At 66.1% G+C, this 25,132-nt stretch carries 27 protein-coding genes; 6 read left to right on the forward strand and 21 right to left on the reverse strand.

Features of this window, described 5'->3' with window-relative positions; translation table 11 throughout:
* Positions 1-6: 6 nt before the first annotated feature.
* From pilV to GH664_RS03685, 4 genes are all read right to left on the reverse strand, one after another.
* Entirely contained in the window at positions 7-384 is a 378-nt protein-coding gene (gene pilV / locus GH664_RS03670) for a type IV pilus modification protein PilV (protein ID WP_153166782.1), read from the reverse strand.
* Between the two features lie 2 nt (positions 385-386).
* Positions 387-920: a GspH/FimT family pseudopilin gene (locus GH664_RS03675; RefSeq protein ID WP_256219453.1), complete on the reverse strand. Its 534-nt coding sequence runs from the start codon at positions 918-920 to the stop codon at positions 387-389.
* A gap of 61 nt (positions 921-981) precedes the next feature.
* Entirely contained in the window at positions 982-1,383 is a 402-nt protein-coding gene (locus GH664_RS03680; protein ID WP_153166784.1) for a type IV pilin protein, read from the reverse strand.
* Between the two features lie 160 nt (positions 1,384-1,543).
* Positions 1,544-2,203 (reverse strand): TIGR02281 family clan AA aspartic protease, encoded by a 660-nt coding sequence (locus GH664_RS03685; RefSeq protein WP_153166785.1) that lies wholly within the window; start codon positions 2,201-2,203, stop codon positions 1,544-1,546.
* 244 nt (positions 2,204-2,447) lie between these two features.
* Here GH664_RS03685 and GH664_RS03690 point away from each other — a divergent pair, with 244 nt between their 5' ends.
* Entirely contained in the window at positions 2,448-3,086 is a 639-nt protein-coding gene (locus tag GH664_RS03690) for a PEP-CTERM sorting domain-containing protein (RefSeq protein ID WP_153166786.1), read from the forward strand.
* 146 nt (positions 3,087-3,232) lie between these two features.
* Here GH664_RS03690 and GH664_RS03695 read toward each other — a convergent pair whose 3' ends face one another.
* The 9 genes from GH664_RS03695 to GH664_RS03735 form a co-directional block, all read right to left on the reverse strand.
* Positions 3,233-3,427, reverse strand: coding sequence for a YjfB family protein (locus GH664_RS03695; protein WP_153166787.1), 195 nt, complete (start codon positions 3,425-3,427; stop codon positions 3,233-3,235).
* A 267-nt stretch (positions 3,428-3,694) separates the two neighbouring features.
* A complete protein-coding gene (locus GH664_RS03700) occupies positions 3,695-4,045 on the reverse strand; it encodes a DUF86 domain-containing protein (protein WP_153166788.1) in 351 nt (116 codons plus the stop codon).
* Entirely contained in the window at positions 4,042-4,332 is a 291-nt protein-coding gene (locus tag GH664_RS03705) for a nucleotidyltransferase family protein (protein ID WP_153166789.1), read from the reverse strand. Before GH664_RS03705 ends, GH664_RS03700 begins: the two co-directional genes overlap by 4 nt.
* Before the next feature lie 108 nt (positions 4,333-4,440).
* On the reverse strand, positions 4,441-4,926 hold the full coding sequence (locus GH664_RS03710) for a YajQ family cyclic di-GMP-binding protein (RefSeq protein WP_153166790.1): 486 nt from the start codon (positions 4,924-4,926) through the stop codon (positions 4,441-4,443).
* A gap of 22 nt (positions 4,927-4,948) precedes the next feature.
* A complete protein-coding gene (locus GH664_RS03715; RefSeq protein ID WP_153166791.1) occupies positions 4,949-5,269 on the reverse strand; it encodes a pyrimidine/purine nucleoside phosphorylase in 321 nt (106 codons plus the stop codon).
* A 9-nt stretch (positions 5,270-5,278) separates the two neighbouring features.
* Positions 5,279-5,509 carry a DUF2788 domain-containing protein gene (locus tag GH664_RS03720; protein ID WP_153166792.1) on the reverse strand — a complete coding sequence of 77 codons (231 nt, stop codon included), beginning with the start codon at positions 5,507-5,509 and terminating at the stop codon, positions 5,279-5,281.
* Positions 5,510-5,536: 27 nt separating this feature from the next.
* Positions 5,537-6,766, reverse strand: coding sequence for an argininosuccinate synthase (locus GH664_RS03725; RefSeq protein WP_153166793.1), 1,230 nt, complete (start codon positions 6,764-6,766; stop codon positions 5,537-5,539).
* 47 nt (positions 6,767-6,813) lie between these two features.
* A complete protein-coding gene (gene argF / locus GH664_RS03730) occupies positions 6,814-7,737 on the reverse strand; it encodes an ornithine carbamoyltransferase (RefSeq protein WP_153166794.1) in 924 nt (307 codons plus the stop codon).
* 12 nt (positions 7,738-7,749) lie between these two features.
* On the reverse strand, positions 7,750-8,925 hold the full coding sequence (locus GH664_RS03735; RefSeq protein WP_153166795.1) for an aspartate aminotransferase family protein: 1,176 nt from the start codon (positions 8,923-8,925) through the stop codon (positions 7,750-7,752).
* Positions 8,926-9,192: 267 nt separating this feature from the next.
* On the opposite strand from GH664_RS03735, the gene GH664_RS03740 reads away from it, so the two are divergent.
* Positions 9,193-9,483 carry a DUF3579 domain-containing protein gene (locus GH664_RS03740; protein WP_153166796.1) on the forward strand — a complete coding sequence of 97 codons (291 nt, stop codon included), beginning with the start codon at positions 9,193-9,195 and terminating at the stop codon, positions 9,481-9,483.
* Between the two features lie 260 nt (positions 9,484-9,743).
* Here the strand turns inward: GH664_RS03740 and rpsT are convergent, their stop codons facing one another.
* The gene (gene rpsT / locus GH664_RS03745) at positions 9,744-10,010 is read right to left on the reverse strand and encodes a 30S ribosomal protein S20 (protein WP_153166797.1); all 267 of its coding nucleotides are present in this window, start codon (positions 10,008-10,010) and stop codon (positions 9,744-9,746) included.
* 144 nt (positions 10,011-10,154) lie between these two features.
* Here rpsT and murJ point away from each other — a divergent pair, with 144 nt between their 5' ends.
* Positions 10,155-11,693 (forward strand): murein biosynthesis integral membrane protein MurJ, encoded by a 1,539-nt coding sequence (gene murJ, locus GH664_RS03750; protein WP_153166798.1) that lies wholly within the window; start codon positions 10,155-10,157, stop codon positions 11,691-11,693.
* Between the two features lie 148 nt (positions 11,694-11,841).
* On the opposite strand, the gene GH664_RS03755 is transcribed toward murJ, so the two are convergent.
* The gene (locus GH664_RS03755) at positions 11,842-12,768 is read right to left on the reverse strand and encodes a LysR family transcriptional regulator (RefSeq protein WP_153166799.1); all 927 of its coding nucleotides are present in this window, start codon (positions 12,766-12,768) and stop codon (positions 11,842-11,844) included.
* A 98-nt stretch (positions 12,769-12,866) separates the two neighbouring features.
* Here GH664_RS03755 and GH664_RS03760 point away from each other — a divergent pair, with 98 nt between their 5' ends.
* The gene (locus tag GH664_RS03760; protein ID WP_153166800.1) at positions 12,867-13,643 is read left to right on the forward strand and encodes a ferredoxin--NADP reductase; all 777 of its coding nucleotides are present in this window, start codon (positions 12,867-12,869) and stop codon (positions 13,641-13,643) included.
* 27 nt (positions 13,644-13,670) lie between these two features.
* On the opposite strand, the gene GH664_RS03765 is transcribed toward GH664_RS03760, so the two are convergent.
* The 5 genes from GH664_RS03765 to GH664_RS03785 are packed head-to-tail and all read right to left on the reverse strand — an operon-like array spanning position 13,671 to position 22,198.
* On the reverse strand, positions 13,671-16,052 hold the full coding sequence (locus GH664_RS03765; protein ID WP_153166801.1) for a cellulose synthase subunit BcsC-related outer membrane protein: 2,382 nt from the start codon (positions 16,050-16,052) through the stop codon (positions 13,671-13,673).
* Complete coding sequence (locus tag GH664_RS03770) at positions 16,049-17,134, reverse strand: glycosyl hydrolase family 8 (RefSeq protein WP_256219454.1); 1,086 nt, start codon at positions 17,132-17,134, stop codon at positions 16,049-16,051. Before GH664_RS03770 ends, GH664_RS03765 begins: the two co-directional genes overlap by 4 nt.
* Positions 17,127-19,418 (reverse strand): cellulose biosynthesis cyclic di-GMP-binding regulatory protein BcsB, encoded by a 2,292-nt coding sequence (locus GH664_RS03775; protein WP_194270323.1) that lies wholly within the window; start codon positions 19,416-19,418, stop codon positions 17,127-17,129. Before GH664_RS03775 ends, GH664_RS03770 begins: the two co-directional genes overlap by 8 nt.
* A 15-nt stretch (positions 19,419-19,433) precedes the next feature.
* Positions 19,434-21,671 carry a UDP-forming cellulose synthase catalytic subunit gene (bcsA, locus tag GH664_RS03780; protein WP_153166804.1) on the reverse strand — a complete coding sequence of 746 codons (2,238 nt, stop codon included), beginning with the start codon at positions 21,669-21,671 and terminating at the stop codon, positions 19,434-19,436.
* A 59-nt stretch (positions 21,672-21,730) separates the two neighbouring features.
* The gene (locus tag GH664_RS03785; RefSeq protein WP_153166805.1) at positions 21,731-22,198 is read right to left on the reverse strand and encodes a hypothetical protein; all 468 of its coding nucleotides are present in this window, start codon (positions 22,196-22,198) and stop codon (positions 21,731-21,733) included.
* A gap of 388 nt (positions 22,199-22,586) precedes the next feature.
* Here GH664_RS03785 and ettA point away from each other — a divergent pair, with 388 nt between their 5' ends.
* Positions 22,587-24,251 (forward strand): energy-dependent translational throttle protein EttA, encoded by a 1,665-nt coding sequence (gene ettA, locus GH664_RS03790; RefSeq protein ID WP_153166806.1) that lies wholly within the window; start codon positions 22,587-22,589, stop codon positions 24,249-24,251.
* 107 nt (positions 24,252-24,358) lie between these two features.
* Here the strand turns inward: ettA and GH664_RS03795 are convergent, their stop codons facing one another.
* On the reverse strand, positions 24,359-24,703 hold the full coding sequence (locus tag GH664_RS03795) for a DUF2249 domain-containing protein (protein ID WP_153166807.1): 345 nt from the start codon (positions 24,701-24,703) through the stop codon (positions 24,359-24,361).
* 182 nt (positions 24,704-24,885) lie between these two features.
* On the opposite strand from GH664_RS03795, the gene GH664_RS03800 reads away from it, so the two are divergent.
* Complete coding sequence (locus tag GH664_RS03800; protein WP_153166808.1) at positions 24,886-25,131, forward strand: hypothetical protein; 246 nt, start codon at positions 24,886-24,888, stop codon at positions 25,129-25,131.
* Position 25,132: the final 1 nt, after the last annotated feature.

The following is a 25,132-nucleotide window of genomic DNA, read 5'->3' on the forward strand; positions in this document are numbered from 1 at the left end:
CTCCACCTACACGCTGACGTACGCAACGACCACGACGTTGCTCCTTTCGGTCGCGCCCGGCGCCCGCCAGGTCACCGTAACGGTCACCTGCGTTCCATTGACCGCCGTCGAGCGCTTGCCATCGGGAAGCGCAGTGCCAAGCTCGGTGTCGTTCTCCACGAACCCGCCCAGGGCCTCCGGATTCGCCCACATGCTGCCCACGCGCTGGCTGGCAATGAAACTGGCATCCGCCCGATACTTGGCCGCAGTCGTATTGCGAATCGCCGCAGCCTGAAGACCGATCACGCTCAGCACCCCCAGGGCGAGAATCAGGATCGCGATCAGCACCTCGAGCAGCATGAAGCCCCCATGGCTCCTGCGCTGCGGTCGTTCCCGGCGTCTCATGTCTAACATCTCCTCGGATCGTCCGCCGGAAGCTTTCCGGATGGATCGCACATGCGAATGGCGCCGTCGGTGCCGATCGTCACGCGCAGCGCGCGCGCCGCGGCAGCCGTCGTGATGGCGATGTCGATGCGCTGCAGCGGCGGCGTTCCTGCCGCGGTATTCGGGTTGACGCGCCCCAAGCCGTTGTAAGCGATGCTGACCGCGCCATCCGGCTGAGTGGTCGCGGTCACAATCGATGTACCTTCGCCGGCGGACCGTTGCTGGATCACCTCGGCAGGATCGCCCGGCACCTGCACTGTCCATGCCGAACTTGCGCCAGAAAGCACGAACTCGACGGTTCCATTGCGCTTGACGGCCTCTGCTCGCGCCAGTTGCAGGCCGTTCTGGATCGTCTCGGCCGCTGTGCGGATGCGCGAACTCTGGATCCACTCCGTGTAGGCGGGGAATGCCACGAGCAGCAACAGGCCGATGATCGCGACGACCACCATCAGTTCGACCAGCGAGAACCCTCGCGCCACTTTCAGCGGCGAAGCCACCAGATCCCGGTTTGCCGTCATGGCGATTCATGCGCACGGATGAGCAAGCTCGATTGCCTCATCAGCACACGCCTCCCTTGCTGGTGATCCAGCACGCCTTATTTCCAACGGCCCACGGGGTCGTGGATGTCATTGCGTTGCTCTGGTTAATCGTATAAGCGAATCCGGTCATGGTTCCGCTTCCCGTCGCAGTGATCGTGAATGTCGTCGCCGCCAATGCACAGGCGAACGTGAATGACTTCGCCGCGGCCGGACAGGGACCGCCCACGTACGTCCGGTTATCCTGGAACCACTGTTCGAGCCGGACGCGCCCTTCGGAAAGGCCCGCGGTCGCCTGTGGCACGTTTCCGCGCATGACATACTCGTTGTAGGCGGGCAGCGCGATGCCCGCGAGGATGCCAATGATCGCTACGACGATCATCAATTCGATGAGGGTGAAGCCGCGATGCCGATTCGCTGTCATGTCGCACTCGTTAGTCCGTGGATGCCGTGGCGCAATGCGCTACGAAAGCAGACTACGGACGCAGCCGGCAAGAAGCCAGCCAGGCACGACGGACGGACACCGGCAGCCGATCACCGGTCGCCGATGAAGCGGGCAGCCGGGCAGCGGAAGACCGAGAGCCTCAGAAACGGCGCCGCAGGATCAGCGTATCGCCCTCGCGCTGCATCGCGACGCGCTGCAGGAAGCTGCTGCCGAGCAGCACGAAGGGCAGCGGCGCTTCGTGCACCGCTGCATCGACATTGCGCAACACGAGGCTGCCCACCTGCACGCGATCGAGCCGGAGCAGCCATACGCGAACCGGGCCGTTGGCCGTCATGCTCGTTGACTGCGCACCGCCGAGGTAGTTGATCCCGGCACGGCGCGCGTCGGCGATGCCGAGCGAAACCAGGGTGGCGCCGGTATCCACCAGAAACTGCATCGCCGCGCCGTTGATCGCGCCACGCGTCGAGAAGTGCCCGCGCGCATCGGCCAGGATGCGGACCTCCTGCACCCCATCTGCGCTGGTGTCCGCTGTCGGGGCGGTGCGAATCGGCCCGTCTCCGACCCGGAGTTGCTGACGCCTGCCATCGACCTCCACCACTGCCGCCCCGTCGCGTATCGACACAAGCCTGACGCCTTCGCGCGTCTGCCCGCCTTCCGCCACGATCTGCGGATCGGCGCCATCGACCACCAGCACCGCGCGGTTGCCGAAGATGCCGTTGACCGAGACGTGCATCTCGGCGGCGCAGGCGGCGGCAACGCCGAACAACCCGGCCAGAACAGCCAGCCATCGGGGCAGCATTCGCAGAGTGCATCCTGAAACCATCGGAACCTCAAGCAACAAGCCGGAGCATGCCAGGGCATCATAGCCGACCCGGCGCCGACGCCCGCCCCAGGCGAGTGTCGGAAAATTTTACAAATGCTGACGCTTCGATCGCAAGAATGGGCCCAAGTTACTGTATTGCCGAGATGTTTATTATTGGCACGGTATTTGCTTTTAGCGTGCGAACGACATCACGTCACGAGCCATCCTGAAGGAAGACACCATGAACAAGAAGATCCTTGCCAGCGCCCTTGCCGCGGGACTGATCAGCATCAGCACTGGCGCCAATGCTGGGCTCCTGACCTTTGACACATTGCCTGGAGACGCCCCTGGAGTCGCTTTCTCGGACTATGGTGGTCTGCTGTGGTCGAATTTCTTTGCATTGAATCCGGACAATTCGACTGACTACAACGGCAGCGGTTATTCGACCGGGCGTGTATCGACACCGAACGTCGCCTTCAATGGAAATGGCGCCCCCGCCAGCGTCAGGACAAGCGACGGCAGCAACTTCCTGTTCAATGGGGGCTACTTCAGCGCCGCCTGGCACACGGGGCTTGAAGTGACGCTCGAGGGGCTGATCGACGGTGCCGTGACCAAGAGCACGAAGATCGTCGTTGGCATTCCCAGTATCGGTAACGCTTCACGCTTCGATTTCGATTGGACCATCGACGAATTGCGCATCACGAGCACGGGCGGAGTGCAGGCTAGTACCGATCTGGCGGGTGACGGCACCCACTTCGTGCTCGACAATTTCACGTTCAACGAACAGCGCACGAGCGTGCCCGAGCCGGGCGCGCTGGCGCTGCTCGGCATCGGTCTGGCGGGGCTGGGACTCACCCGCCGCCGGCGTGCGGCCGCCTGAACGGCCGGCGACGTGATCTTCGGGCGCCCGAAGTGGGGGCGCCTTTTTTCTTGCCTGTGCGGGCAGCCCGTGGCGAGACCTCCCCTTGTCGCCCGGACCCGCTCCGCACTTCGAGGCTGCACGAAATCCGGACCGTTGGCTCCAGCTTACGCCCAGGTATCGATGACGCCGCCAGCCGTGCCGATCGGCATTGGCGGTGGGGCCGGGACGGCCTGCAGCAGTTGCATCGCGCTCTGTTCCTGCGCGTCCAGCGCCTTTCTCAGCACCAGCGTGGCGGCCTTGTCCTGGATCTGGGCCATGGCATTGCCGCTTGCGGCAGAAGCGATAGAAGAAACATCCATGGAGGCGCTCCTGAGACGTGGGTGGCGATGACGAGGATTATGGTCACGCCTGAGATCCGCTGGGCGGGCACGATTGCGCAGGGTGATGGATTTGTCACAGCGGGGCGCGGCGGATCGCGGTCAAGCCCGCTCCTACAAGGGGCGGGCGGTGCGGGGCTTTGGGTGCCAACGTTCCCGCTTGTAAAGTAGCCCTCGGGCTGGAGATGAATCCGCGGCACTACCGGCAAGGCATCCGCCGTCACGACCGTTACAGGGCGCTGCAATGGATCAATCGGCCTGAGGCCATCCATCGGCGCCAAGCATCGTCTTCACGGCGCCCTCGAGTTCCGGAATGTTTTCACGAATGACGCGTACGACGACCTGCGGATCGATCTGCCCCAGATAATCGTGAACGAGTATGTTTCTGAAGCCACTGATCTCTCGCCACGGTATCTCAGTAAAACGCGCCTTCAACATGTCGGGGAGTTTCTGTGTTGCCTCGGAGAGCGTCTGCAAATTCCTCAGGGCCGCGTCGTACAGAATGTCATCCGTTGTCACGTCGCCACGCTCCTGGATACGCCGGATCCTGTTGATCGAATCCAGAATGTGAAGCGCATAGGGCTCCCAGGCCTTATTCACAGCTCCACAGCCTCGTCCAGCACATAGGGCCGTATGTGGCGGTTGAGTTCGTGCTCGGGAATGAGATCAACCTCCCTCCCGAACATGTCCGAGAGCTCCCGCGCAAGCGGCATGCGCTGCCGAAAAAGATCGTACCCTTGCGGCAGGTCCACGAGGAAATCCACATCGCTATCCGGACCCTCCTCGCGACGCGCGACGGAACCGAATACACGAATCCGCCTGGCGCCATATTTCTGCGCGAGAAGGTTGATCTCTGCCCTGTGAGCCCTGAGCGTGTCAAGCAGCATGAGTGCGGTCTCCAGAGCCTGATTTTAGCCCGCTTCGCGCCGCGGCGAGCAAGCGACCCATCGCGTGCGCTTATGCCCGGGGCTCGAACCACGGCGACGGTGGATCGCTCAGTCCCGAAAATTCCCGTACTGCAACGGAAAGTCGGTGATCTGCTTCTTCACCAGCGCGATGGCTTCCTGCAGCACGTCGCGCTTGGCGCCGGAGACGCGCACCGCATCACCCTGGATGGCGGCCTGGACCTTCATCTTGCTGTCCTTCAACAGCTTGACGATCTTCTTCGCCAGGTCCTGATCGACGCCGACGCGGACCTTCACTTCCTGCTTGACCTTGTTGCCGGAGATCTTCTGCACGTCGCCGTAGTCCAGGCAGCGGACGTCGACGTTCTTCTTGGTCATCTCGGGCAGCAGGATGGTCTTGATCTGGTCGAGCTGGAAGTCGCTGTCGCCGTAGAGCGTGAGCAGCTTTTCGGCGTGTTCGATCTTGGCGCTGGTGCCCTTGAAGTCGTGGCGGCCGTCCACCTTGCGGTTGGCCTGCTCGACCGCGTTGCGCAGCGAGGGCTGGTCGACTTCGGACATGATGTCGAACGAGGGCATGGCACGCGCTCCTCCTGCGTGATCAGCCGAAGTGGCAGATGTAGTGGTAGGGCTCGCCGGCGACTTCGATGTCGAAGCTGGAATTGCCGGGGACGTTGAAGGACTGGCCTGCGCCGTAGGTCTTCCAGTCCTCGCCCTTGAGGCGCACGCGGCAGGAGCCGGCCACACCTTCCATGATCTCGGGCGCGCCGGTGTTGAAGGTCAGCGTGGCGGGCAGGATGACGCCGACGGATTTCTTCGTGCCATCGGCAAACTGGATGCCGTGGCTGACGCACTTGCCGTCGAAGTAGACGTTGGCCTTGGTGGTGACGGTGATGTTGTCGATCTTTTCGGTGATGTTCATGCCTTTTTCCTATTCGATGCCGAGCAGTTTCATGATGAAGGCCTTGGCGACGAAGCCGACGAAACCGAGCCCCAGGCCAAGGAACATCCACATCGCGCCGTACTTGCCGGCCTTCGATTCCTTGGCCAGGTTGCCGATGATGAACAGCATGTAGAGGATCAGCGCCGTGAAGCAGACCTTGAGGGAGATGTCCTCGAATTCTGCAATCGTCAGGCCAAAGATCAGTACGTCGCTGTCCATCACCGGGTTTCCGTTTCTCCGCTTCGATCAGCCGCGCTTCGCCCTGGCGTTGGCGGCGATGCGCATGCGCAGCGCGTTGAGGCGGATGAAGCCGTGGGCGTCCTTCTGGTTGTAGGCGCCCTGGTCGTCCTCGAAGGTGGCGATCGTCGGGTCGAACAGCGAGTCGGTGCTGGAGTCGCGGCTGACGACGATGACGTTGCCCTTGTAGAGCTTGACGCGCACCCAGCCATTGACCGTCTGCTGCGTCTGATCGATGAGGGCCTGCAGCGCCTGGCGCTCGGGGCTCCACCAGTAGCCGGTGTAGATCATGCTGGCGTAGCGCGGCATGAGGTCGTCCTTGAGATGGGCGACTTCGCGGTCGAGCGTGATCGATTCGATGGCGCGGTGGGCGCGCAGCAGGATGGTGCCGCCCGGGGTCTCGTAACAGCCGCGGCTCTTCATGCCGACGTAGCGGTTCTCGACCAGGTCGAGACGGCCGATGCCGTGCTTGCCGCCGAGCTCGTTCAGCTTGGCGAGCAGCTCGTGCGGCTTCATGCGGGTGCCGTTGATGGCGACGAGGTCGCCCTTCTCGAACTCGAGGTCGACGTACTCCGCGGCGTCCGGTGCGGCTTCAGGCGACACCGTCCAGCGCCACATCGACTCCTCGGCCTCGGCAGCCGGGTTCTCGAGGTGGCGGCCTTCGAAGGAGATGTGCAGCAGGTTGGCGTCCATCGAATAGGGCGAGCCGCCCTGCTTGTGCTTCATCTCGATGGGGATGCCGTTCTTCTCGGCGTAGGCGAGCAGCTTCTCGCGCGACAGCAGGTCCCACTCGCGCCACGGCGCGATGACCTTCACGTTGGGCATCAGCGCGTAGTAGCCGAGCTCGAAGCGGACCTGGTCGTTGCCCTTGCCGGTGGCGCCGTGCGACACCGCGTCCGCGCCAGTGGCGCGCGCGATTTCGATCTGGCGCTTGGCGATCAGCGGGCGGGCGATGGAGGTGCCGAGCAGGTACTCGCCTTCGTAGATGGTGTTGGCGCGGAACATCGGGAAGACGAAGTCGCGCACGAACTCTTCGCGCAAATCGTCGATGAAGATGTTCTCGGGCTTGATGCCGAACTGCAGCGCCTTGGCGCGCGCGGGCTCGAGCTCCTCGCCCTGGCCGAGGTCGGCGGTGAAGGTGACCACCTCGCACTGATAGGTGTCCTGCAGCCACTTCAGGATGACCGAAGTGTCCAGTCCGCCCGAGTAGGCGAGCACTACTTTCTTGACGTCGCTCATGCTGTGTTCCTGTTTCGTCCGTGCTTGCGCACTTTTTGAGTAAGCAATCAGTCCTCGATGCGGCCAAGCATGAGGAATTCCATCAGCGCCTTTTGGGCGTGAAGCCGGTTCTCCGCCTCGTCCCACACGACGGACTGCGGCCCGTCGATGACCTCAGCGGTGACTTCCTCGCCGCGGTGTGCCGGCAGGCAGTGCATGAACACCGCATCGGGCGCCGCGACGGACATCATCTCGGCATCCACGCACCAGTCGGCGAAGGCCTTCATGCGCGCTTCGTTCTCGGCTTCGAATCCCATCGAGGTCCACACGTCGGTGGTGACCAGGTGGGCGCCCTTGCAGGCCTCGAGCGGGTCGGCGAACTGGCGGAAATGGTCGGTGCCATAGAGGCCGGCGCGCTCGGGTTCGACTTCGTAGCCGGGCGGCGTGGACACATGCACATGGAAATCCAGCACCTCGGCCGCCTGTAGCCAGGTGTTGCACATGTTGTTGCTGTCGCCGATCCAGGCCACGGTCTTGCCCTGGATCGGGCCGCGATGCTCGATGAAGGTGAAGATGTCGGCGAGGATCTGGCAAGGGTGGTACTCGTTGGTGAGGCCGTTGATGACCGGCACGCGCGAGTTGGCGGCGAAGCGCTCGACGATGTCCTGCTCGAAAGTGCGGATCATCACCAGGTCGCTCATGCGCGAGATGACCTGGCCGGCGTCTTCGACAGGTTCGCCGCGGCCGAGCTGGGAGTCGCGCGTGTTGAGATAGATCGCCGAGCCGCCAAGCTGCTGCATGCCGGCCTCGAAGGACAGCCGGGTGCGCGTGCTGGCCTTCTCGAAGATCATCACCAAGGTGCGGTCGAACAGCGGGTGGTAGGGTTCGTAGCGCTTGAACTTGCTCTTGATCCACTTCGCCCGCTCGAAGACGTAGTCGTACTCTTCGCGGCTGAAATCCTTGAACTGCAGGTAGTGCCTCAGTCCGGTCATGGCCTGCCCCTTTCAGCCGTTCGCGAGGAAGTCGCGAATGAGCGCCGCCAGCGCGGCAACCAGCGCCTGCGCGTCGGCAGTGGAAAACACCAGCGCAGGCAGCAGGCGCACCACGCGCTCGGCGGTGACGCTGATCAGCAGGCCCTGCTCCGCCGCGCGCGCCATCAGCGGGCCGCAGGGGCGGTCGAGCTCGATGCCGATCATCAGGCCGCGGCCGCGGATGTCGACGATGCCCGCCGTGCCCTTGAGCGCTTCGGCCATGCCGCTGCGGATTGCCTCGCCGACCTTGACCGCGTTGTCCATCAGCTTGTCTTCGACGATGGCGTCCAGCGTGGCGAGCGCGGCGGCGCACACCAGCGGATTGCCGCCGAAAGTGGAGCCATGGTTGCCCGGATTGAACAGCCCCTTGGCACGGCCGGCAGTGAGCACGGCGCCGATCGGCACGCCCGAGCCCAGGCCCTTGGCCAGCGTCATCACGTCCGGCTTCACGCCGGCATGCTGCCAGCCGAACCACACGCCGGTGCGACCGATGCCGCACTGCACTTCGTCGCAGATCAGCAGCCAGCCGTGCTGGTCACAGATCGCGCGCAATTCGCGCAGATAGGCGTCATCGACCATGTTGACGCCGCCCTCGCCCTGGATGACTTCCAGCATGACGGCGACCACCGTGTGGTCGTGCGCGGCGATGCGGCTGATGGATTCGATGTCCTTGTACGGCACGCGGATGAAGCCCGGCACCAGCGGCTCGAAGCCGGCCTGCGCCTTGCGGTTGCCGGTGGCGGACAGCGTCGCCAGGGTGCGCCCGTGGAAGGCGTTTTCCATGACGATGATGTGCGGCAGCTCGATGCCCTTGGTGTGGCCGTACATGCGCGCGAGCTTGATCGCACCCTCGTTGGCCTCGGCGCCGGAGTTGCCGAAGAAGACTTCGTCCATGCCCGAGATCTCGGCCAGGCGGTCGGACAGTTGCTCCTGCAGCGGAATGCGGTACAGGTTGGACGTGTGCAGCAGGCGGCCGGCCTGCTCGGCGATGGCCTTCACCAGGCGCGGGTGATTGTGACCCAGGGTGTTGACCGCGATGCCGGACAGGGCATCGAGATAGCGCTTGCCAGTCTCGTCGTACATCCAGACGCCTTCCCCGTGCGTGAAGGCGACGGGAAGCCGGGCGTAGGTGTTCATGACATGGGACATGGAGAGACCTCGATCTGAACGAAGCGTAAACGTGCACGGCGGCATGGGCCGCCGTGCATGAAGAGTCCTGAATCTTAAGCCAAAGCAGCCGCGCCTGTACATACGTCGCGTCTGGCGGGCCTGTTGCGGCACTTGACCGCTGGCGTGCGACCTGCGGCACGGCGCCGGAATCATCACCCCGGATTTCTGCTAGAATGCCGGCCGTTTTGCGCAGTGCCGCGGCAGACGGCGACGCCAGAACGCCCCGTAGCCACCAAGGCGTGGAACATGAATCAGAAGATTGAAAACTTCGTCATCGTCGGGGTCACGAGGGAAGGAAAGAAATTCCGCCCGAGCGATTGGGCGGACCGGCTTTGCGGCGTGATGTCAGCCTTCGGCGCCGATCACCGCATGACCTACTCTCCCTACGTGCGCCCGGGCTGCACCCTCAAGGGAGACAAGACCGTCCTGGTCGATGCGCGGCTCTACGACGTCGAGCCGCTCGCGTACAAGTTTCTCGTCAATTTCGGCAACGACAACAATCTGCAGATCGACTGGATGGGCGATACCCCGTTCTGACTTGCACCGGTTACCCGCGAGAAAGATCTCAGTCGAGCCCGCTCCTACGACACCGTTCCACGATCCGGTCATGCACGAGCGGGCTCGACCGCGATCACCCCACCATCACGCCCACACGGCGGCACCGCGAACTCCCTGTAGGAGCGGGCTCGACCGCGATCAGCGCACCGGCAAACCTCCGGCGCACCAACAAAAAAGCGACCCGCAGGTCGCTTTTTTGTTGGTGCAGGGCTGGCCCCGCGGCGTACCGATCTACGAGATCAGGCAGCCATCGCCTTGACGGCGGCAGACAGGCGGCTCTTGTGGCGAGCGGCCTTGTTCTTGTGAATGATGTTCTTGTCGGCGATGCTGTCGATGGTGCTCGTCGAGGTGCGGAAGACCGACTGAGCTGCCGCCTTGTCGCCACCCGCGATAGCCTTGCGAACAGCCTTGATCGCGGTGCGCAGGCGGGAGCGAAGACTGGCGTTGTGAGCGCGAGCCTTGACAGCCTGGCGGGCGCGCTTGCGGGCTTGAGCCGAGTTGGCCATAACGTGATTCCTGAATTGGTGGGTTCTTGAAAGCGCGTGATTGTAGCGGCGATGAATCGCTGTTGCAAGCGGGATTTCCGCGCGGGCGCATCGGGCGGCTATGATGCGCGCTTTCGTTACGCGGGTCTTGTCCCGCCCCCAAGCATGAACCTGCTGCGCGCCCTCGCCACCGTGAGCGGCATGACCCTGCTGTCCCGCATCCTGGGCTTCGTGCGCGACTTCGTGATCGCGCGCGCCTTCGGTGCGGGCATGGCAACCGACGCCTTCTTCGTCGCCTTCCGCCTGCCCAACCTGCTGCGCCGGATGTTCGCCGAGGGCGCGTTCTCACAAGCCTTCGTTCCGATCCTGGCGGAATACAAGAATCGGCTGGGTCCCGAAGCGACGCACACGCTGATCAATCGCGTTGCGACACTGCTCGGCCTGGTGGTGGCCGCAGTGGCGGCGATCGGCGCGTTGGCCGCGCCGCTGATCATTTATGTCTCTGCGCCAGGCTTCGCCGAGAACGCGGACAAGTTCGAGCTGACGGTGCAGCTCACCCGCATCACCTTCCCCTATATCTTCTTCATGGCGCTGGTGGCGTTGGCCGGCGGCACGCTCAACACCTGGAGCCGCTTCGCCATCCCGGCCTTCACGCCGGTGCTGCTGAACCTCTCCTTCATCGGCATGGCGCTGTTCGCCGCGCCGTATTTCGACCCGCCGGTGCTGGCGCTGGCGTGGGCGGTCTTTCTCGGCGGGGCGCTGCAGCTTGCGCTGCAATTGAGGCCGCTGAAGCAGATAGGCCTGCTGCCCCGCTTCGACCTGAAGCTCTCGGATCCAGGCGTGCGGCGCATCCTCAAGCTGATGGCGCCGGCGCTGCTGGGCGTGTCGGTGAGCCAGATCTCGCTGCTGATCAACACCATATTCGCGTCCTTCCTCGAGAGCGGCAGCGTGTCCTGGCTGTATTACGCCGACCGGCTGATGGAATTCCCCTCGGGCTTGCTGGGCGTGGCACTGGGCACCATCCTGCTGCCCAGCCTCTCGAAGCTGCATGCCAACGAGCAGCATGAAGCCTTCTCGTCGCTGCTCGACTGGGGCCTGCGGCTCACGCTGCTGCTGACCCTGCCTGCGGCGCTGGGGCTGGCGATCCTGTCGGTGCCGCTGGTGGCCACGCTGTTCAACTATGGCGCGTTCAGCGCCGCCGACGTGATGCAGACGCGCAGCGCGCTGGTGGCCTACAGCGTGGGCCTCAGCGGGTTGATCCTGGTGAAGGTGCTGGCGCCGGGTTTCTATGCGCGCCAGGACATCCGCACGCCGGTGAAGATCGCACTGATCACCCTGGCCGCCACGCAGTTGATGAATCTCGCCTTCATCGTGCCGCTGCGCCACGCTGGCCTGGCGCTGGCGATCGGCCTGGCCTCGTGCCTGAACGCAACGCTGCTGTATCGCGGCCTGCGCAAGCGCAACGTGTACGTGCCGCAGGCGGGCTGGGGAAAGTTCTCGGCCAAGCTTGCCACTGCGCTGCTGGTGATGGGGGCCGTGCTCTGGTTCGGTTCGGGTGCGGAGACGATGTGGGTGGAAATTCACGGCCTGGAGCGCGGCTTGCGCCTGGCCGCGGTGATCGCCGCCGGCGTGGTGGCCTACTTCGCGACCCTGTTCGCGCTCGGCTTCCGGCCTCGCGACTTCCGCAGACGCGGGGCGGAATAGATACCGGGCAGCAGGTACCGGGTAGCAAGTAGCGGGCAGCGGACGGCTGAAGCCGGCTCCGTCGGGGCGCGTCGCGATGCCGAGCGTACATGGCGCGTGGCGGGCTGAAGCCCGCCCTACGGGGTGCTGCCGCAGCGGGCGCGCTGCGTCACGGCACTGGCGGCAGCGGGATCTGGTCGCTGTGCCGGGCGCCGGCGGTGAAGCTGCGGCAGTCCTGCAGGAAGAGGCGGATTGCCGCGGTGTGGTACTTGCCGCGATGCCAGACGAAATTGAAATTTCGCCGCAGATCCAGCGCCGGCGTCTCCACCGGAACGAGGCTGCCGCGGCGGAAAGCGTCGCGCAGCGCAAGACGCGAGATGCAGCCGATGCCGAGGCCACTTTCCACCGCCCGCTTCACCGCCTCGGTGTGCTCGAGCTCCAGCCTTGGCGTGATGCCGCGTGGCAGGTGGCGCAAGGCCTGGTTGAGCGTCTCGCGCGTGCCTGAGCCCTGCTCGCGCAGGATCCACGGCTGATCGGCGAGTTCATCCGGCGTCACGGTGGCACGACCGGCCAGCGCATGGTCCGGCGCGCAGAAGACCACCAGCTCGTCCTCCACCCAGGGTTCGGATTCGAGTTCGGCATCGCGCACCTGGCCCTCGATGAGGCCGAGGTCGATCTCGTAGTGCAGCAGCAGGCTGGCGATGGTCGCGGTGTTGTGAACCTGCAGTTGCACACGGCTCTCCGGATGGCGTTGCAGGTAGCCGGCGACGATGAGCGGCAGCAGGTAGTTGCCGATGGTGAGGGTGGCGCCGACACGCAGGTTGCCGAGCCCGCGCTCGCCACGCAGCAGGGCCTCGATCTCTTCGGCGCGATCGAGCAGTTCGACCGCGCGTGGCAACAGCAGGCGCCCCTGCTCGTTGAGGCGAAGCCGCTTGCCGTGGCGATCGAAGAGCTGCTGGCCGAACTGGTTCTCGAGCTCGGCCAGCGCAGCGCTGGTGGCGGACTGCGACAGGTTGAGCCCTTCGGCAGCGCGCGACACATTCTCGTTGCGCGCGATGGCGACGAAAACCTCGATCTGCTTCAGGGTGTAGCGCATATCGACTCGATAGATAACAGATACACAAATTATCCGCGAAACCGGTAACCCTGACGAAATACAATTGCGTCATTCCTCAACTCAGGCTCCAACCCACCATGAGCAACCTGCGTACCGAGCGCGTCCTCAGCGTCCACCACTGGAACGACTCCCTCTTCACCTTCCGCACCACGCGCGACCCTGGCCTGCGTTTCGAGAACGGCCAGTTCGTGATGATCGGCCTCGAGGTGGAAGGGCGGCCGCTGACCCGCGCCTACAGCATCGCCAGCCCGAACTACGAGGAGCACCTGGAGTTCTTCAGCATCAAGGTGCCCAACGGCCCGCTGACCTCGCGCCTGCAGCACCTCAAGGAAGGGGACGAGATCGTCGTCAGCAAGAAGCCCACCGGCACGCTGGTGCTGCATGACCTGCATCCGGGCAAGCACCTCTACCTGCTGTCGACCGGCACCGGCCTGGCGCCCTTCATGAGCGTGATCCAGGACCCGGAAACCTACGAGCACTTCGAGAAGGTGATCCTGGTGCACGGCGTGCGCACGGTGTCCGAGCTGGCCTACTCCGAGTTCATCACCGGCGAACTGCCGAACAACGAGTTCTTCGGTGATCAGGTGCGCGAAAAGCTGATCTACTACCCCACCGTCACGCGCGAACGCTTCCGCAACATGGGCCGCGTCACCGACCTGATCGAATCGGGCAAGCTGTTCCATGACATCGGCCTCGCCCCGCTGCACCCGGCGCGCGACCGCGTGATGATCTGTGGCAGCCAGGCGATGATCGCCGACACCTGCGCGTTGCTCGACGCACGCAACTTCCGCGTGTCGCACCGCATCGGCGAGCCCGGCGACTACGTCATCGAACGCGCCTTCGTGGAGAAGTGAGCGCTCATCCAGCCTGAGGGACGGTCCTCAGCGCCTTGTGCGCGGATCGGCGAACGGCAGGTCCGCGCTGACGAGGGACGAGCGCGGCTCGAAAGGCACCCGCAGCATCACGCCCGCATGGGCGTGATCGTAGCCCGGGGCCGATGACACCGCGGCGTAGGCGCCGACGATGAGGTGTGGCGCCAGCAGGCGCGCCCATTGCACCTCCAGGTTGGCGGCCAGCCCACGCGTCGTCGTCTCGGCGTATTGGGCGCCATCCGCTGCCTGTGCGGGGAAACGCGGCGCGGCCTCTTCGTCGGCACTTCCATGGAGGATGGTGCCCACTGCACGCCATTGCTGGCGCTGGTTTTCCGCGGTCAGCGCATCGACCAACAGGCCCCATTGCAGGTTGCGCTGCGGGCTGTAGTAGCCGCCATGGCCGTAGGTGAAATAGCGCAGGTTGCGCTGGTAGGCCGAATACTGCAGCAGCGGCCCGACGCGCAGGTAGTCGAAGCCTTCGGGCTTCAGGTCGTAGGCCAGGCTGCTGGAGAGCTGGTAGCGATGGTTGTCGGCGACATCGCGGCCGTCGAGCTCGGCCCATTCTGCCCCCAGCGCCGCGCTGATGCGCCCGCCCGGCGCCCACACGCCCAGCACCGATGCGCCACGCTCGAGCACGCCGCCCCAGCGCTGCCCCAGCACCGGGTCGCGAGTACCAGAGTATGCAAGCAGGCTGGGCCCGACGACGCGCTGAAAGACCTGTGCAGTGACGCTGTAGGGATCGCGATAGTAGGTCAGGCCGAAGTCGCCGGTGGCGCTCGACGACACTGCCCCGCCGGTGGGAGAGGAGCCGAGGCTGCCGAACAGGGTGAGATCCGGCAGCTCCCAGCGCGCCGCCACGCGGCCCTGCGCCGTCTTGTCCTCCTCGAGCGGCGGATAGGCATCCGGGGCAGTCTGGCGCCAGCCGAGATCGGCGTTGCCGCCGGGGCGGCCGGCCCGCAGCGACGCTCCTTGCGCTTCGACACGCAACCGCACTTCGCCCGCCATGCCCTCCACGCCGACGCGCTGCGTCCACATGGTGAGCCGGTCCAGGCCAGAATCGCCGCTGGTGCGCGACAGCTCGGCCGTGGCATCGACCGCCCAGCCGATGCGCCCCGGTGCGGTGGCGTGGTGCGGGTCGAGGCGTTCGGCGAGATCGAATTGCTTGCGTGCGAAGGCTCGATCTCGCTGCTCGGCGCCCAGGATGCGGGCCACCAGGGGGAGCCGTTCCGCAAGCGCGGCGAGACGCTCATGCTCGCCTGTGCTCCTGAGACTCTCGATGAGGCCGTACGCCGGGCCGGGATCGTCCGACTGCGCCGCGAGCCGTTCGAATCGTCCGGCGGCCGCCCTGGCATCGCCGGTGCGCAAGGTCGACCAGGCGACGAGCGGCTCCAGGTCGGGGCGGGCGATGCCGAGCGAGGACAAGGTCGCCGCGTGTTCGAGCACCTCGGCGTGGCGCCCGGATTCATAGGCGGCAACCATGGCCGCGGCCAGTGAATCCCCGCATGCCATCGCGATGCGTGCGGATTGGCGCGCGTTGTCGCAGGCAAGCCGCCTCGATTCATCCGCCGAAGCGCTTGCGCGCCATGCCAGGATCTGGCCGTAGAGCGCCGGCTCGGCGGCCGGCTCCGGCGCCGATGCCGAGGCGGCCGCGGAGAAGAAAGTGGCGGCCTGCGCCGGCCGCCCGGCATCGAGCAGCATCCAGCCCAGGGTCGTCATGGCCTCTGCGCGCCGCGGCTCGGCAATCTCCCGCGCCAACTGCAATGCAGACCCCTGCTCGCCGTCGAGCGCGGCCTGGCGTGCCAGTGCAAGCAGGGCCTGGTCCTTGCCTTCCTGCGCCTCGCCTGCCCGCCCCCATTGCGCCGCGCGATCGAACCAGCTTAGAGCCGCGTCGGCTGCCTGCCGCTGAAGCGCGAGCCACCCCAGCAGCAGCGCGCCGCCGCCATCGCGGCGGGCCTGCACCTCGCGCCCCACCGCGGACAGGCGCTCGGCGGACAGTGCGCGCACGCCCTCGGCGTCCAGCCGTCCGAGGTTGGCGAGGGTTGTGCCGTAGCGATCGTCGCGCCGGCTGGCCGAGCCGGGCTGCGCGAGCGCCTGCCTGGCAACGCTCCGACGATCGACGGCCGTGTGGGCCGCAGCCGGCGAAGGCTCGAGCACGGGCCGACGACCGGTGCCCTGGTCGAAATCGGTCGCGTGGCCGGCAAGCGCGTCGCGCGCGGCGCGCTGCGTCGGTGCGGCTTGCTGACGCTCGATCTCGACTGCGTTCGTGCGGCGCTCGACGGCAAGCCCCTGCTCGGCCGCGACAAGCGCCGGCGATGCTGCGAAGGCGCCGATCAGCAGCGATGCGAGGGCCAGCGGCGAAGGCTCGCGGACGGGGCAATGTGATGGCTTCACTGACGCATCTCCGCAAGCGCAAGATGGGAAAGCAGGAGCAGACTCCAGGCGTAGTAGCCGTCATCGGCCGCTGGCACCGGCAGCGTCGCCGCCGGCGGGACGTTGTGGGTGACGCGGGCACGCGCCACCTGAGAAACCGCGGCCATGCCGGTCGACCAGGCATATTCGGCAACACGGCCATCCACCAGATCCACCCAGGCCGGTGGCGGGCGCTCGCCGAACTCCGCCCACCAACGCAGATAGGGCGCCAGCAGGGAAGGATCGGAATGCACGCTCCATGCCAGATGCAAGGGCACGCGGACCGCATTGTAGCCATACCGCGGCTCGAAGCGGGCCGATGGCGCCAGGCCTCCGGCCGAGATGTCGAGCCAGTCGGGTGCGAGCTTTGCCGCACCGAAACGCGCCTCGCCGAGGAGATTTCGGCCCGACTCCGCCAATTGCCGCCAGGGCCCTTCGGCGAAGGCCACCGCAAGCTGTTCAAGCGCGGGGAACACCCAATAGGACGGATTGACGGTGACCACGCCGCCCGGCTCGGTCGCATCGAAACCGTGCACGCCCGGCAGCAGCACGAGCCGGCCGTGACGACGCACCACCTGATGGGCCGCCAGCGCCTGCGCGATGCCGGCAGCCTCCTGGCGGTAGGGCTCGGCGCCCCAGCGATCGGCAGCACGCAGCAGCGCCCAGGCGATCAGCAGATCGCCGTCGCTCGCGTTGTTGGAATCGGTGACGCAGTCACCGGCACCTTGCTGGCACGGACCGAACCGCCACGCGAAAAGCCCGTCCGGCCGCGCGAGCGTCCGCTTCGTCCATGCGAAGAGCCCATCGAAGGTGTGCCTGTCGTCAGCGGCGACCGCCAGGAGCATGCCGTAGCCCTGCCCTTCGCTGTGGGTGATGCCGCCGTTATCGACGTCGATCACCCGGCCGTCGCTGATGAAGCGCGTGCGGAAGCCCTCCCACAGCGCAGGATCCAGGTGTCCCGCGCGCGGAAGCTGGAGCTCCGGCGCGGGTCGCATGCAGGACAGGGTGCACAGCGCCAGGAGCACCATGACGGCGCGCCGCCAGATCATCCGCGTCTCACTCACCGCGTTCGATGCGTCCGCGACGGCCGCGCAGCAGCACACGGGCGCTGACGACGACGAGCACAACCCCTGCCAGCAGCGCAAGCAGCACATACCAGGGGTTGGCCGTCAGGTAGAGCCGCAACTGCGTCCATCGCCCCTGTTCGCCGGCCGTAAAGGGTTCGGCAACCCTGAGCGTGGTGACCGCATCGTCCGCTCCACCCCACACTGCCAGATCGCCGCCAAGGCGTGACCAAACCTCGGGGCGCACGAGGTCCTGGACGCGAGCGGCGAGCCGCTCCGCGTCAGCCGCAGCGATCACCGTGAGCGTCGCGGCGTCGGCGCTACGCGGGTTGCGCAGGGCCGCAATGCCGCCGAGATCGCCCAGGCCACCGTCCTGCTGCACCCGCCCGCGCATGGCAGGCGCCTGGCCGCTGGCTTTGCCTTGCAGCAGCGCGTCCATGAGCACGGAGAAGAAGCCGTGCGTGGCCGCACGCCCCTCGTCGCGCATGTCGTTGAGCGCCTGGTAGGGCCAGCTCACCGAGCGGCCGAGCGCCGCCGACCAGGATGCAAAAAGATCGTCCGGCAACTGCGCAGCCGGTGCCAGCAGCAGCGCGCGTCCGGCGAGCTTGTCGCCATCCATCCCGACCTGCAGCATCCAGCCCTCCTGCGGCGCACCTGCCACCTGCGCGAGCTTGCCGAGCAGGGTCAATGCGCTGCCGACCTCGGCCGCGGAGCTCACCACCAGGCGCGGCTCGAGCTTGCCATCGGTGGAGAAATACGGATAACCGGTGGTGCGCAGCAGACCCAGATCCGGTTGCAGCGCGGCGGAGGCGAAAGGCGGCATGACGATGCGCGAGCTGCCGCCTATCTGGGCCACCAGGTGATCGCCGTCGACGCTGACGCATTCTCCGCTCGCCACCTCGGGCCTGAGGCTGAAATCGAAGCGGACCGTATTGACGCCCGGCACCAGCGCGCGGGCCGGCAGCACGATGCGGTAATCGCGATAGGCGACGCCGTTCTTGTCCTCCAGCGGCCTGCCGTGGACGAAGCGGTCGTTCACCGTGACGTTCATCACCGAGCCAGGACCCATGCCCGCCCCGTAGGCCAGGTCGACCAGCAGTTCGACTTCGGCGGACTCCTCGGGGTAATAGTCGGCGGGCACCTGCAGGTTCAGCCTGGCCGTGTGGGCGCCAGCGCCGCGAAAAGCGGCGTCGGCGAAACCCAGCGTGGCGAAGGTGTAGCGGCGGTCGGCGCCGAGCACGCGGCCGGAAAGCTGCGCGAGACCGGGAGTCCGGCGCTCGCCGCCAAGTTGCGTCACGCGCGGAACCGGGTTGAGCGCGTCGTCCATCACGGCGAGCAGGCTGGCTGCGCTCGCCACCTCGTCGGCGCTGTTACCGGTCACCACCAGCAGGCTGGCCGATGCAGCCGCGGCGCGCGCCTGGCGCTCGATGGCCAGATGCGGTCCATTGATGTCGGACAGCATCGCGGCGGGCAGCAAGGGCCTCAGCTCGTCGACCGTACCCACGAGCACCTGCGCGCCCTGAGCAGGGGATTCCGGCAGTTGCGCCGCGCCCGCAGGCACGCTGGCATGCTCGATGGCGAGTGGTGCGAACTGCCTACGCAGCGCCAGCGCCTGGGCGACACGCGGCAACGCCCGCGAAACGACAGGCGCCGCAGAGCCCTCCACCGTCAGCAGGCGCACCTGCGCCAGGCCGCCGATGCCGGGCGAGAACAGCGCGCCGACATCCTTCAGCAGCAGCGCCCGGTCGCGGTCCTCGACGCGGTAGTGCAGTTGGGAGCCATGCAGGTCGAGCTCGGTCCACAACTCGGCAAGCCCCGGGAATTCGCAGCGGTCGAGCACATGCTGCACGACTGCGAAGCTGAGCTTGTTGTAGCCCGGCTTCCAGCGCTCCGCCGGCAGCCGGACGCGTGCCGTGCCCACCGGCTGCTTGGGATCGAGGGGGATCTGCGCCAGGGTGAGATCATTCAGGCGCACGGCGAGCGTCGAGCGGCCCGACACCAGCGCGATCGAGTTGGAGAACTTGAGCTCCACGGTCGCTTCGCGCATGTCGACCGCAGGCGACAGCGGAATGTAGAGATCGCGCGCCGCCGCCGCACCTTGCAACATCAGGGGCCCCGGCTTCGAAGCGAACTGCGACAAGCGCACGCTCGCTTCATCAACCGCGGCGACGCTCGTGCCCGCTGCGAGGGCAGCAAACAGGAGAATGAGGCCCCCGATCGCCCGCGACACGCGGCCGCGCAGCCGAGCCAAAAGCACATCAGCCAGAATCTTGTTGTTATTCATCGTCATCGGTCCACTTCAGGGTGCAGGATCCGCATGCGCGGGCTGCGGAACGATTTGCGGGGCAACAGGCTGCGCGACGCTGCGCGCGCGGCGGCGCCGACCGAACCATTCGACATGCATTTTCACGGGTTTCACCATCAGGTTCAGCATCATTCGCAAGGCTGTGCCGAAGGATATCGGCCGCGAGCGCCGTTGCTGAAAGAAAAGCCAACGCGCGCTGTCGCCGTACGCCAGCGTCACTGCGTCGTCGGCGTGCCTGGGGTCGGAGAGGTCGAACTCCGCGCCGATGACGAGGCCGGCAGCCGTTGCCTCGAGCTTGCGCACGATGGCCGGCAGGCGCAACGTGCGCTCCGCCGCCTGCGAAAACGAAGCGAGCGAGAAGCGCAGCCCCACAGCCAGTCCGGACGCATCGATGCCCTTGACCGTGATGCGGGCGCCGCGCGCCGACACATCGTCGATCGAACAGGCGAAGGTGCGCCCCTCACCCAGGCTTGCGCTGCCCTCCTCCAGCACCGGCATGCGCGGCACGTTGCGGCGCTGACGCCGCTCGATCAGCACACCCAGCGCCGCCAGCACGGTAAGGAAGTTGAACAGATTCCACAAGATGACGACGGTGGTGATGCCGCGCACCAGAGGGTATTCCACCAGCCGATAGGCGCCCCCCAGAAAGGCGAGCCCGGTCAGGGCGAACAGGATGTAGAACGGCATCGCCAGCGGCGACAGGAAATCGTCTTCCATGGTCGCGCCCTTAGGCGTCACGAGGAAAGACGGTTTGCGCGGGTTGACCAGCACGCGGCAGACCGCGACGAAGGAAAACAGGCACTGGACGATCTCGTACAGTTCCGAGATCAGCGGCCACCGCGTGCGCCCGAAGAGCAGGTTGGAGACGATGTAGGTGGCCAGCACGTGCGGCAGCGCATACGCCAGGATCTGCGGCACCGAGGCGTTATAGACCTGAAGGCCGAAGATGAGGAAGGCCAGTGGCGCGGCGACGAAGATCAGGCGCGAAAACGGAAACAGCCAGAACAGGATCGAGCTCATGTAGCCGATGCGCTGGCCGAAGCTCAGCCCGCTGGCGAAGAAGGGCCGCTTGAGCAGCAGGATCTGCGTCATGCCCTGCGCCCACCGCGTGCGCTGCGTGACGAAGCTGGTCAGGGTTTCGGGCGCCAGGCCCGCTACCAGCGGAAGGTCCACATAAACTGAGCGGTACCCGCGGCGATGCAGTTCGAACGCGGTCTCGGCGTCCTCGGTGATCGTGTCGCCGGCCAGCCCGCCCACCTCGTCGAGGTGGCGCCGCCGCAATATGGCCGCGGAGCCACAGAAGAACGACGCGCCCCAGAAATCCAGCCCGCGCTGGATGGTCCGGTAGAACATGTCGCTTTCGGACGGCATGCGGCGGAAGCCATCGAGGAGGTTGCGGTCGATCGGGTCGGGGTTGACCATGAAGTGCGGGGTCTGCACCAGGAACACGTCGTCACGGCGCAGCATCCACGGCACGGTGCGGTCCAGGAAGTCGACCGCGGGAACATGGTCGGCATCGAGCACGGCGACCAGATCCCCGTCGGTACGGCCCAGCGCGTGGTTGAGGTTGCCGGCCTTCGCCCGCTCGTTGCGCGGGCGCGTCATGTAGACCACGCCCAGGCGCGCGCACAAGGCCTTGAGCGCCTCCCGGCGAAGCCGCGCCGCCCGCGCAACGGTCGGATCAGCGTTGTTGAGCTTCTGCTCGGTGGCGCCATCGTCGAGCAGGTGGACGCGCAGCAGATGGCGCGGGTATCGCATCAGCAGCGCGGCTCGGAGGGTGACCTCGAGCAGGGCGGGGTCTTCGTTGTAGCTGGGCACCAGCACATCGACGCTGGGCAGCGTCGTGTCCTCGGGCAGGTCGCGCAGGCTCAGCAGCGGGCGGCGATAGGGGGCCACATTCACCACCATGCCGAGAAAGTGGACAGCGGCGGCATAGATCTCGGCCGCGAAGAGCAGCAGCACCGCGACCATCGACAGCCAATCGCTGGCGTGAAGCGTGGACGACGCGCGCCAGGCAAGATAGCGCAAGGTGATCGCGCCGCAGACGATGAGCACCACCAACCGAAAGACCTCGGCATGTCGGCCTTCGGCCGCCAGGCGCGCAAACCAGGCGATGCCGAGGAGCGCGATCGCGACCGGCAACTGGGCGACGAAGTCCAGCGGCACGAACGAGATCGCGACGACGAAAAGCAGCCCGCAGGCCATGAAGTAGCTGCAGAGCTGCTCGTTCATTCCCGCCACGCGGGTCGACCCTGTAGAGGTGCTCGGCACCGGCTTGCCCGGCTCGCCGCTCATGCCGGAAGGATGACGCTGGGATGGGCAGCGTTGGTCACCAACCTGCCCCGACCATCGATGCGGAGGCCGAGCTTGTAAAGATCGCGAGCGATGATGTTGCGCGCTGACGCCGTCCTTTTCTTCGCCCACAGCGACACCAGCGAGACGATCGTCAGCGCGGGAAACGCGACCAAACCCGCCGCAAGCAGGGCTGCGGCATGCACAGCGGGCGTTCTGAGCACGAAGGCGATGACCGCAAATGCGAAGACGCCGAGTCCCGTTGCACCCGCGTGCAGCAGCCGCAACCCGAGCAGAAGGCGCTCGCTCCGCAGCAAGCCATCCCGCATCCGGCGCAGTCCGTCGAGCGCGGCTTCATCCGTGGGGTGAAGTTCTTCAAGCGCTTCGACATACGCGAGCGCGGTATCACCGCCGAGAAGACTGGCACGATGAAGGCGCAGAACATTCGGCAAGGAGTGAAAGGACATGGTGGAATCCGGCGGACAGCGGGTGTGAGCCTTGCGACGGGCAACCCGGGCGAGCTCGCCCAGGCGTGATCCCGCGCGTTCTTGTTCGGGTGCCTCGAAGGCTAGGCGGAGTGCGCCGAACACACCATGCACTGCATCACGCAGACAGGAGTCGGCAGGCCGCTTCCGTCATGCAGCGTGATTTGGCTCACGTCGGCAAGTTGCTGCCGGTCGTTCCGGGCGCGCGATTGTAACAGAAGCGCCTCGCACGGATGCCGCCTCGCGTGAGCACGCGCGCTCGGTGCGGCAAAGTTCGCTGCTGCGGTAAACTGCTGGCCTCGCAAACTGCCGGCAGCCCCTCGGTCGCTTGTGCTGCTGTCGCCCTGACCCACTCCCTCCGCAGGAAACCATGGCCCAATACGTAATGTCGATGCTGCGCGTGAGCAAGATCGTTCCGCCCAAGCGTCAGATCATCAAGGACATCTCCCTCTCCTTCTTTCCCGGCGCCAAGATCGGCCTGCTCGGCCTCAACGGCTCGGGCAAGTCCACCGTGCTGCGCATCATGGCGGGAGTGGACAAGGAATACGACGGCGAGGTGCAGTGGCTCGCCGGCCAGCGCATCGGCTATCTGCCGCAGGAGCCCGAGCTCGACCCGGCCAAGACCGTGAAGGAAGAGGTCGAGGCCGGCCTGGGCGAGATCATGGAGGCGCGCCAGAGGCTCGAGGAGATCTACGCCGCCTACGCCGAGCCGGATGCCGATTTCGACAAGCTCGCCGAAGAACAAGCGAAGTACGAGAACATCCTGTCTACTGCCGGCAGCGACGTCGAGACCCAGATGGAGATCGCCGCCGACGCGCTGCGCCTGCCGCCCTGGGACGCCGTCATCGGCAAGCTGTCCGGCGGCGAGAAGCGCCGCGTCGCGCTGTGCAAGCTGCTGCTGTCCAAGCCCGACATGCTGCTGCTCGACGAACCCACCAACCACCTCGACGCCGAGTCGGTCGAGTGGCTGGAGCAGTTCCTCACCCGCTTCCCCGGCACCGTGGTGGCCGTCACCCACGACCGCTACTTCCTCGACAACGCCGCCGAGTGGATCCTCGAACTCGACCGCGGCCACGGCATCCCGTGGAAGGGCAACTACTCGTCCTGGCTGGAGCAGAAGGGTGAGCGCCTGGCGCAGGAGGCCAAGCAGGAGGCCGCGCACCAGAAGGCGATGAAGACCGAACTGGAATGGGCGCGCTCCAACCCCAAGGCGCGCCAGGCCAAATCCAAGGCCCGCCTGGCCCGCTACGAGGAGATGGCCAGCGTCGAATACCAGCGCCGCAACGAGACGCAGGAGATCTTCATCCCGCCTGGCGAGCGCCTCGGCGACAAGGTCATCGAGTTCCACGGCGTCAGCAAGGCCTTCGGCGACAAGCTGCTGATGGACAACGTCAGCTTCGCCATCCCGCCGGGCGCCATCGTCGGCATCATTGGCCCCAACGGCGCCGGCAAATCGACGCTGTTCAAGATGATCGAAGGCCGCGACAAGCCCGATTCCGGCGCGGTGGAGATCGGCGCCACGGTCAAGATCGCCGCGGTCGACCAGACGCGCGAGGGCCTGGCCAACGACAAGACGGTGTTCGACGCCATCGCCGACGGCGCCGACGTGCTGACCGTGGGCCGCTTCGAGATGCCCAGCCGCGCCTACATCGGCCGCTTCAACTTCAAGGGCGGCGACCAGCAGAAGATCGTCGGCAACCTCTCCGGTGGCGAACGCGGGCGCCTGCACCTGGCGAAGACGCTGATCCAGGGCGGCAACGTGCTGCTGCTCGACGAACCGTCCAACGACCTCGACGTGGAAACCCTGCGCGCGCTCGAAGACGCGCTGCTGGAATTCGCCGGCTGCGCGCTGGTGATCTCGCACGACCGCTGGTTCCTCGACCGCATCTGCACCCACATCCTGGCGGCCGAGGGCGACTCGCAGTGGTTCTTCTTCGAAGGCAACTACCAGGAATACGAAGAGGACAAGAAGAAGCGCCTGGGCGAGGAAGGCGCCAAGCCCAAGCGCATCCGCTACAAGCCGATCACGCGCTGACGGGCGTAGAGGACGCAGCCCCGGAAGCGACACAGCCCCCGGAAGGGGGCTGTGTGCTTTTCAACATGGCACGGCCGGCATTGCTGCCTGCCGCCGCAGGCCGTCGGTCAGCGGCCGCCGGAGCAGCCGCAGCCGCCGCCACCGCCGCCGCAGGAGCCGCCCTGCGCGCCATAGCTCGGCGCCGCTTCATCCTGCGCATGGAGTTGGATCTTGAAATCGATCACGATGTTGCCGGGCTCGCGCGCCACGTACTGGATGCCCACCTGGCTGCCATAGCGCTGCTGGATCTGGTTGAGCAGCGGCAGCGGGTCGTGGTCGTTCACAAAGCGCATCGTCTCGCCGTCGTCCAGCGATTCGAGCGCGCCGAAGATCGCCGCATGGCGAAAACGCTTGGCGACGCCGCGCGCGTCGAAACCAAACACCGCATTATCGATAACAGGCAGTTCGCTCATCGAATTTCGTCCTCTGGTTGGTCGGCGCCACAGCGCGCCGCAGGCTTCGCATCGTGCCGGCGCGGCGCGGCGAAAGCCTTGAGCCAGAACAAGAATTCGCCCCCCGATCACGACGACCTGCCGCCACGCTACGATGGCAGACCAGCCACCGCGTGGTTGCAACGTCCGTCAGGAGAACCCCGATGTCCATGAGCTATGAACAGCACCTCGATGAAGTCACCACGCTGATCTACGAACGCCACGATCTGAGCGAGAAGGCGGCAATCCGCATCGTGATGCTCGCGCAGGAAGACGGCTATTTCAGCGGGCACGACGACGACCCTTCGATCTGCACTCAGGCACGCGCCGAAGCGGACGCCGAAGCGGTGTTCCGCAAGTACGCCAAGCCGCCGCGCGCGGCCGATGCCGCCCCGAAACGCAGCCGCTGAC

The sequence above is a fragment of the Thauera sp. 2A1 genome (assembly GCF_009469595.2).
Classification (GTDB): Bacteria; Pseudomonadota; Gammaproteobacteria; order Burkholderiales; family Rhodocyclaceae; genus Thauera.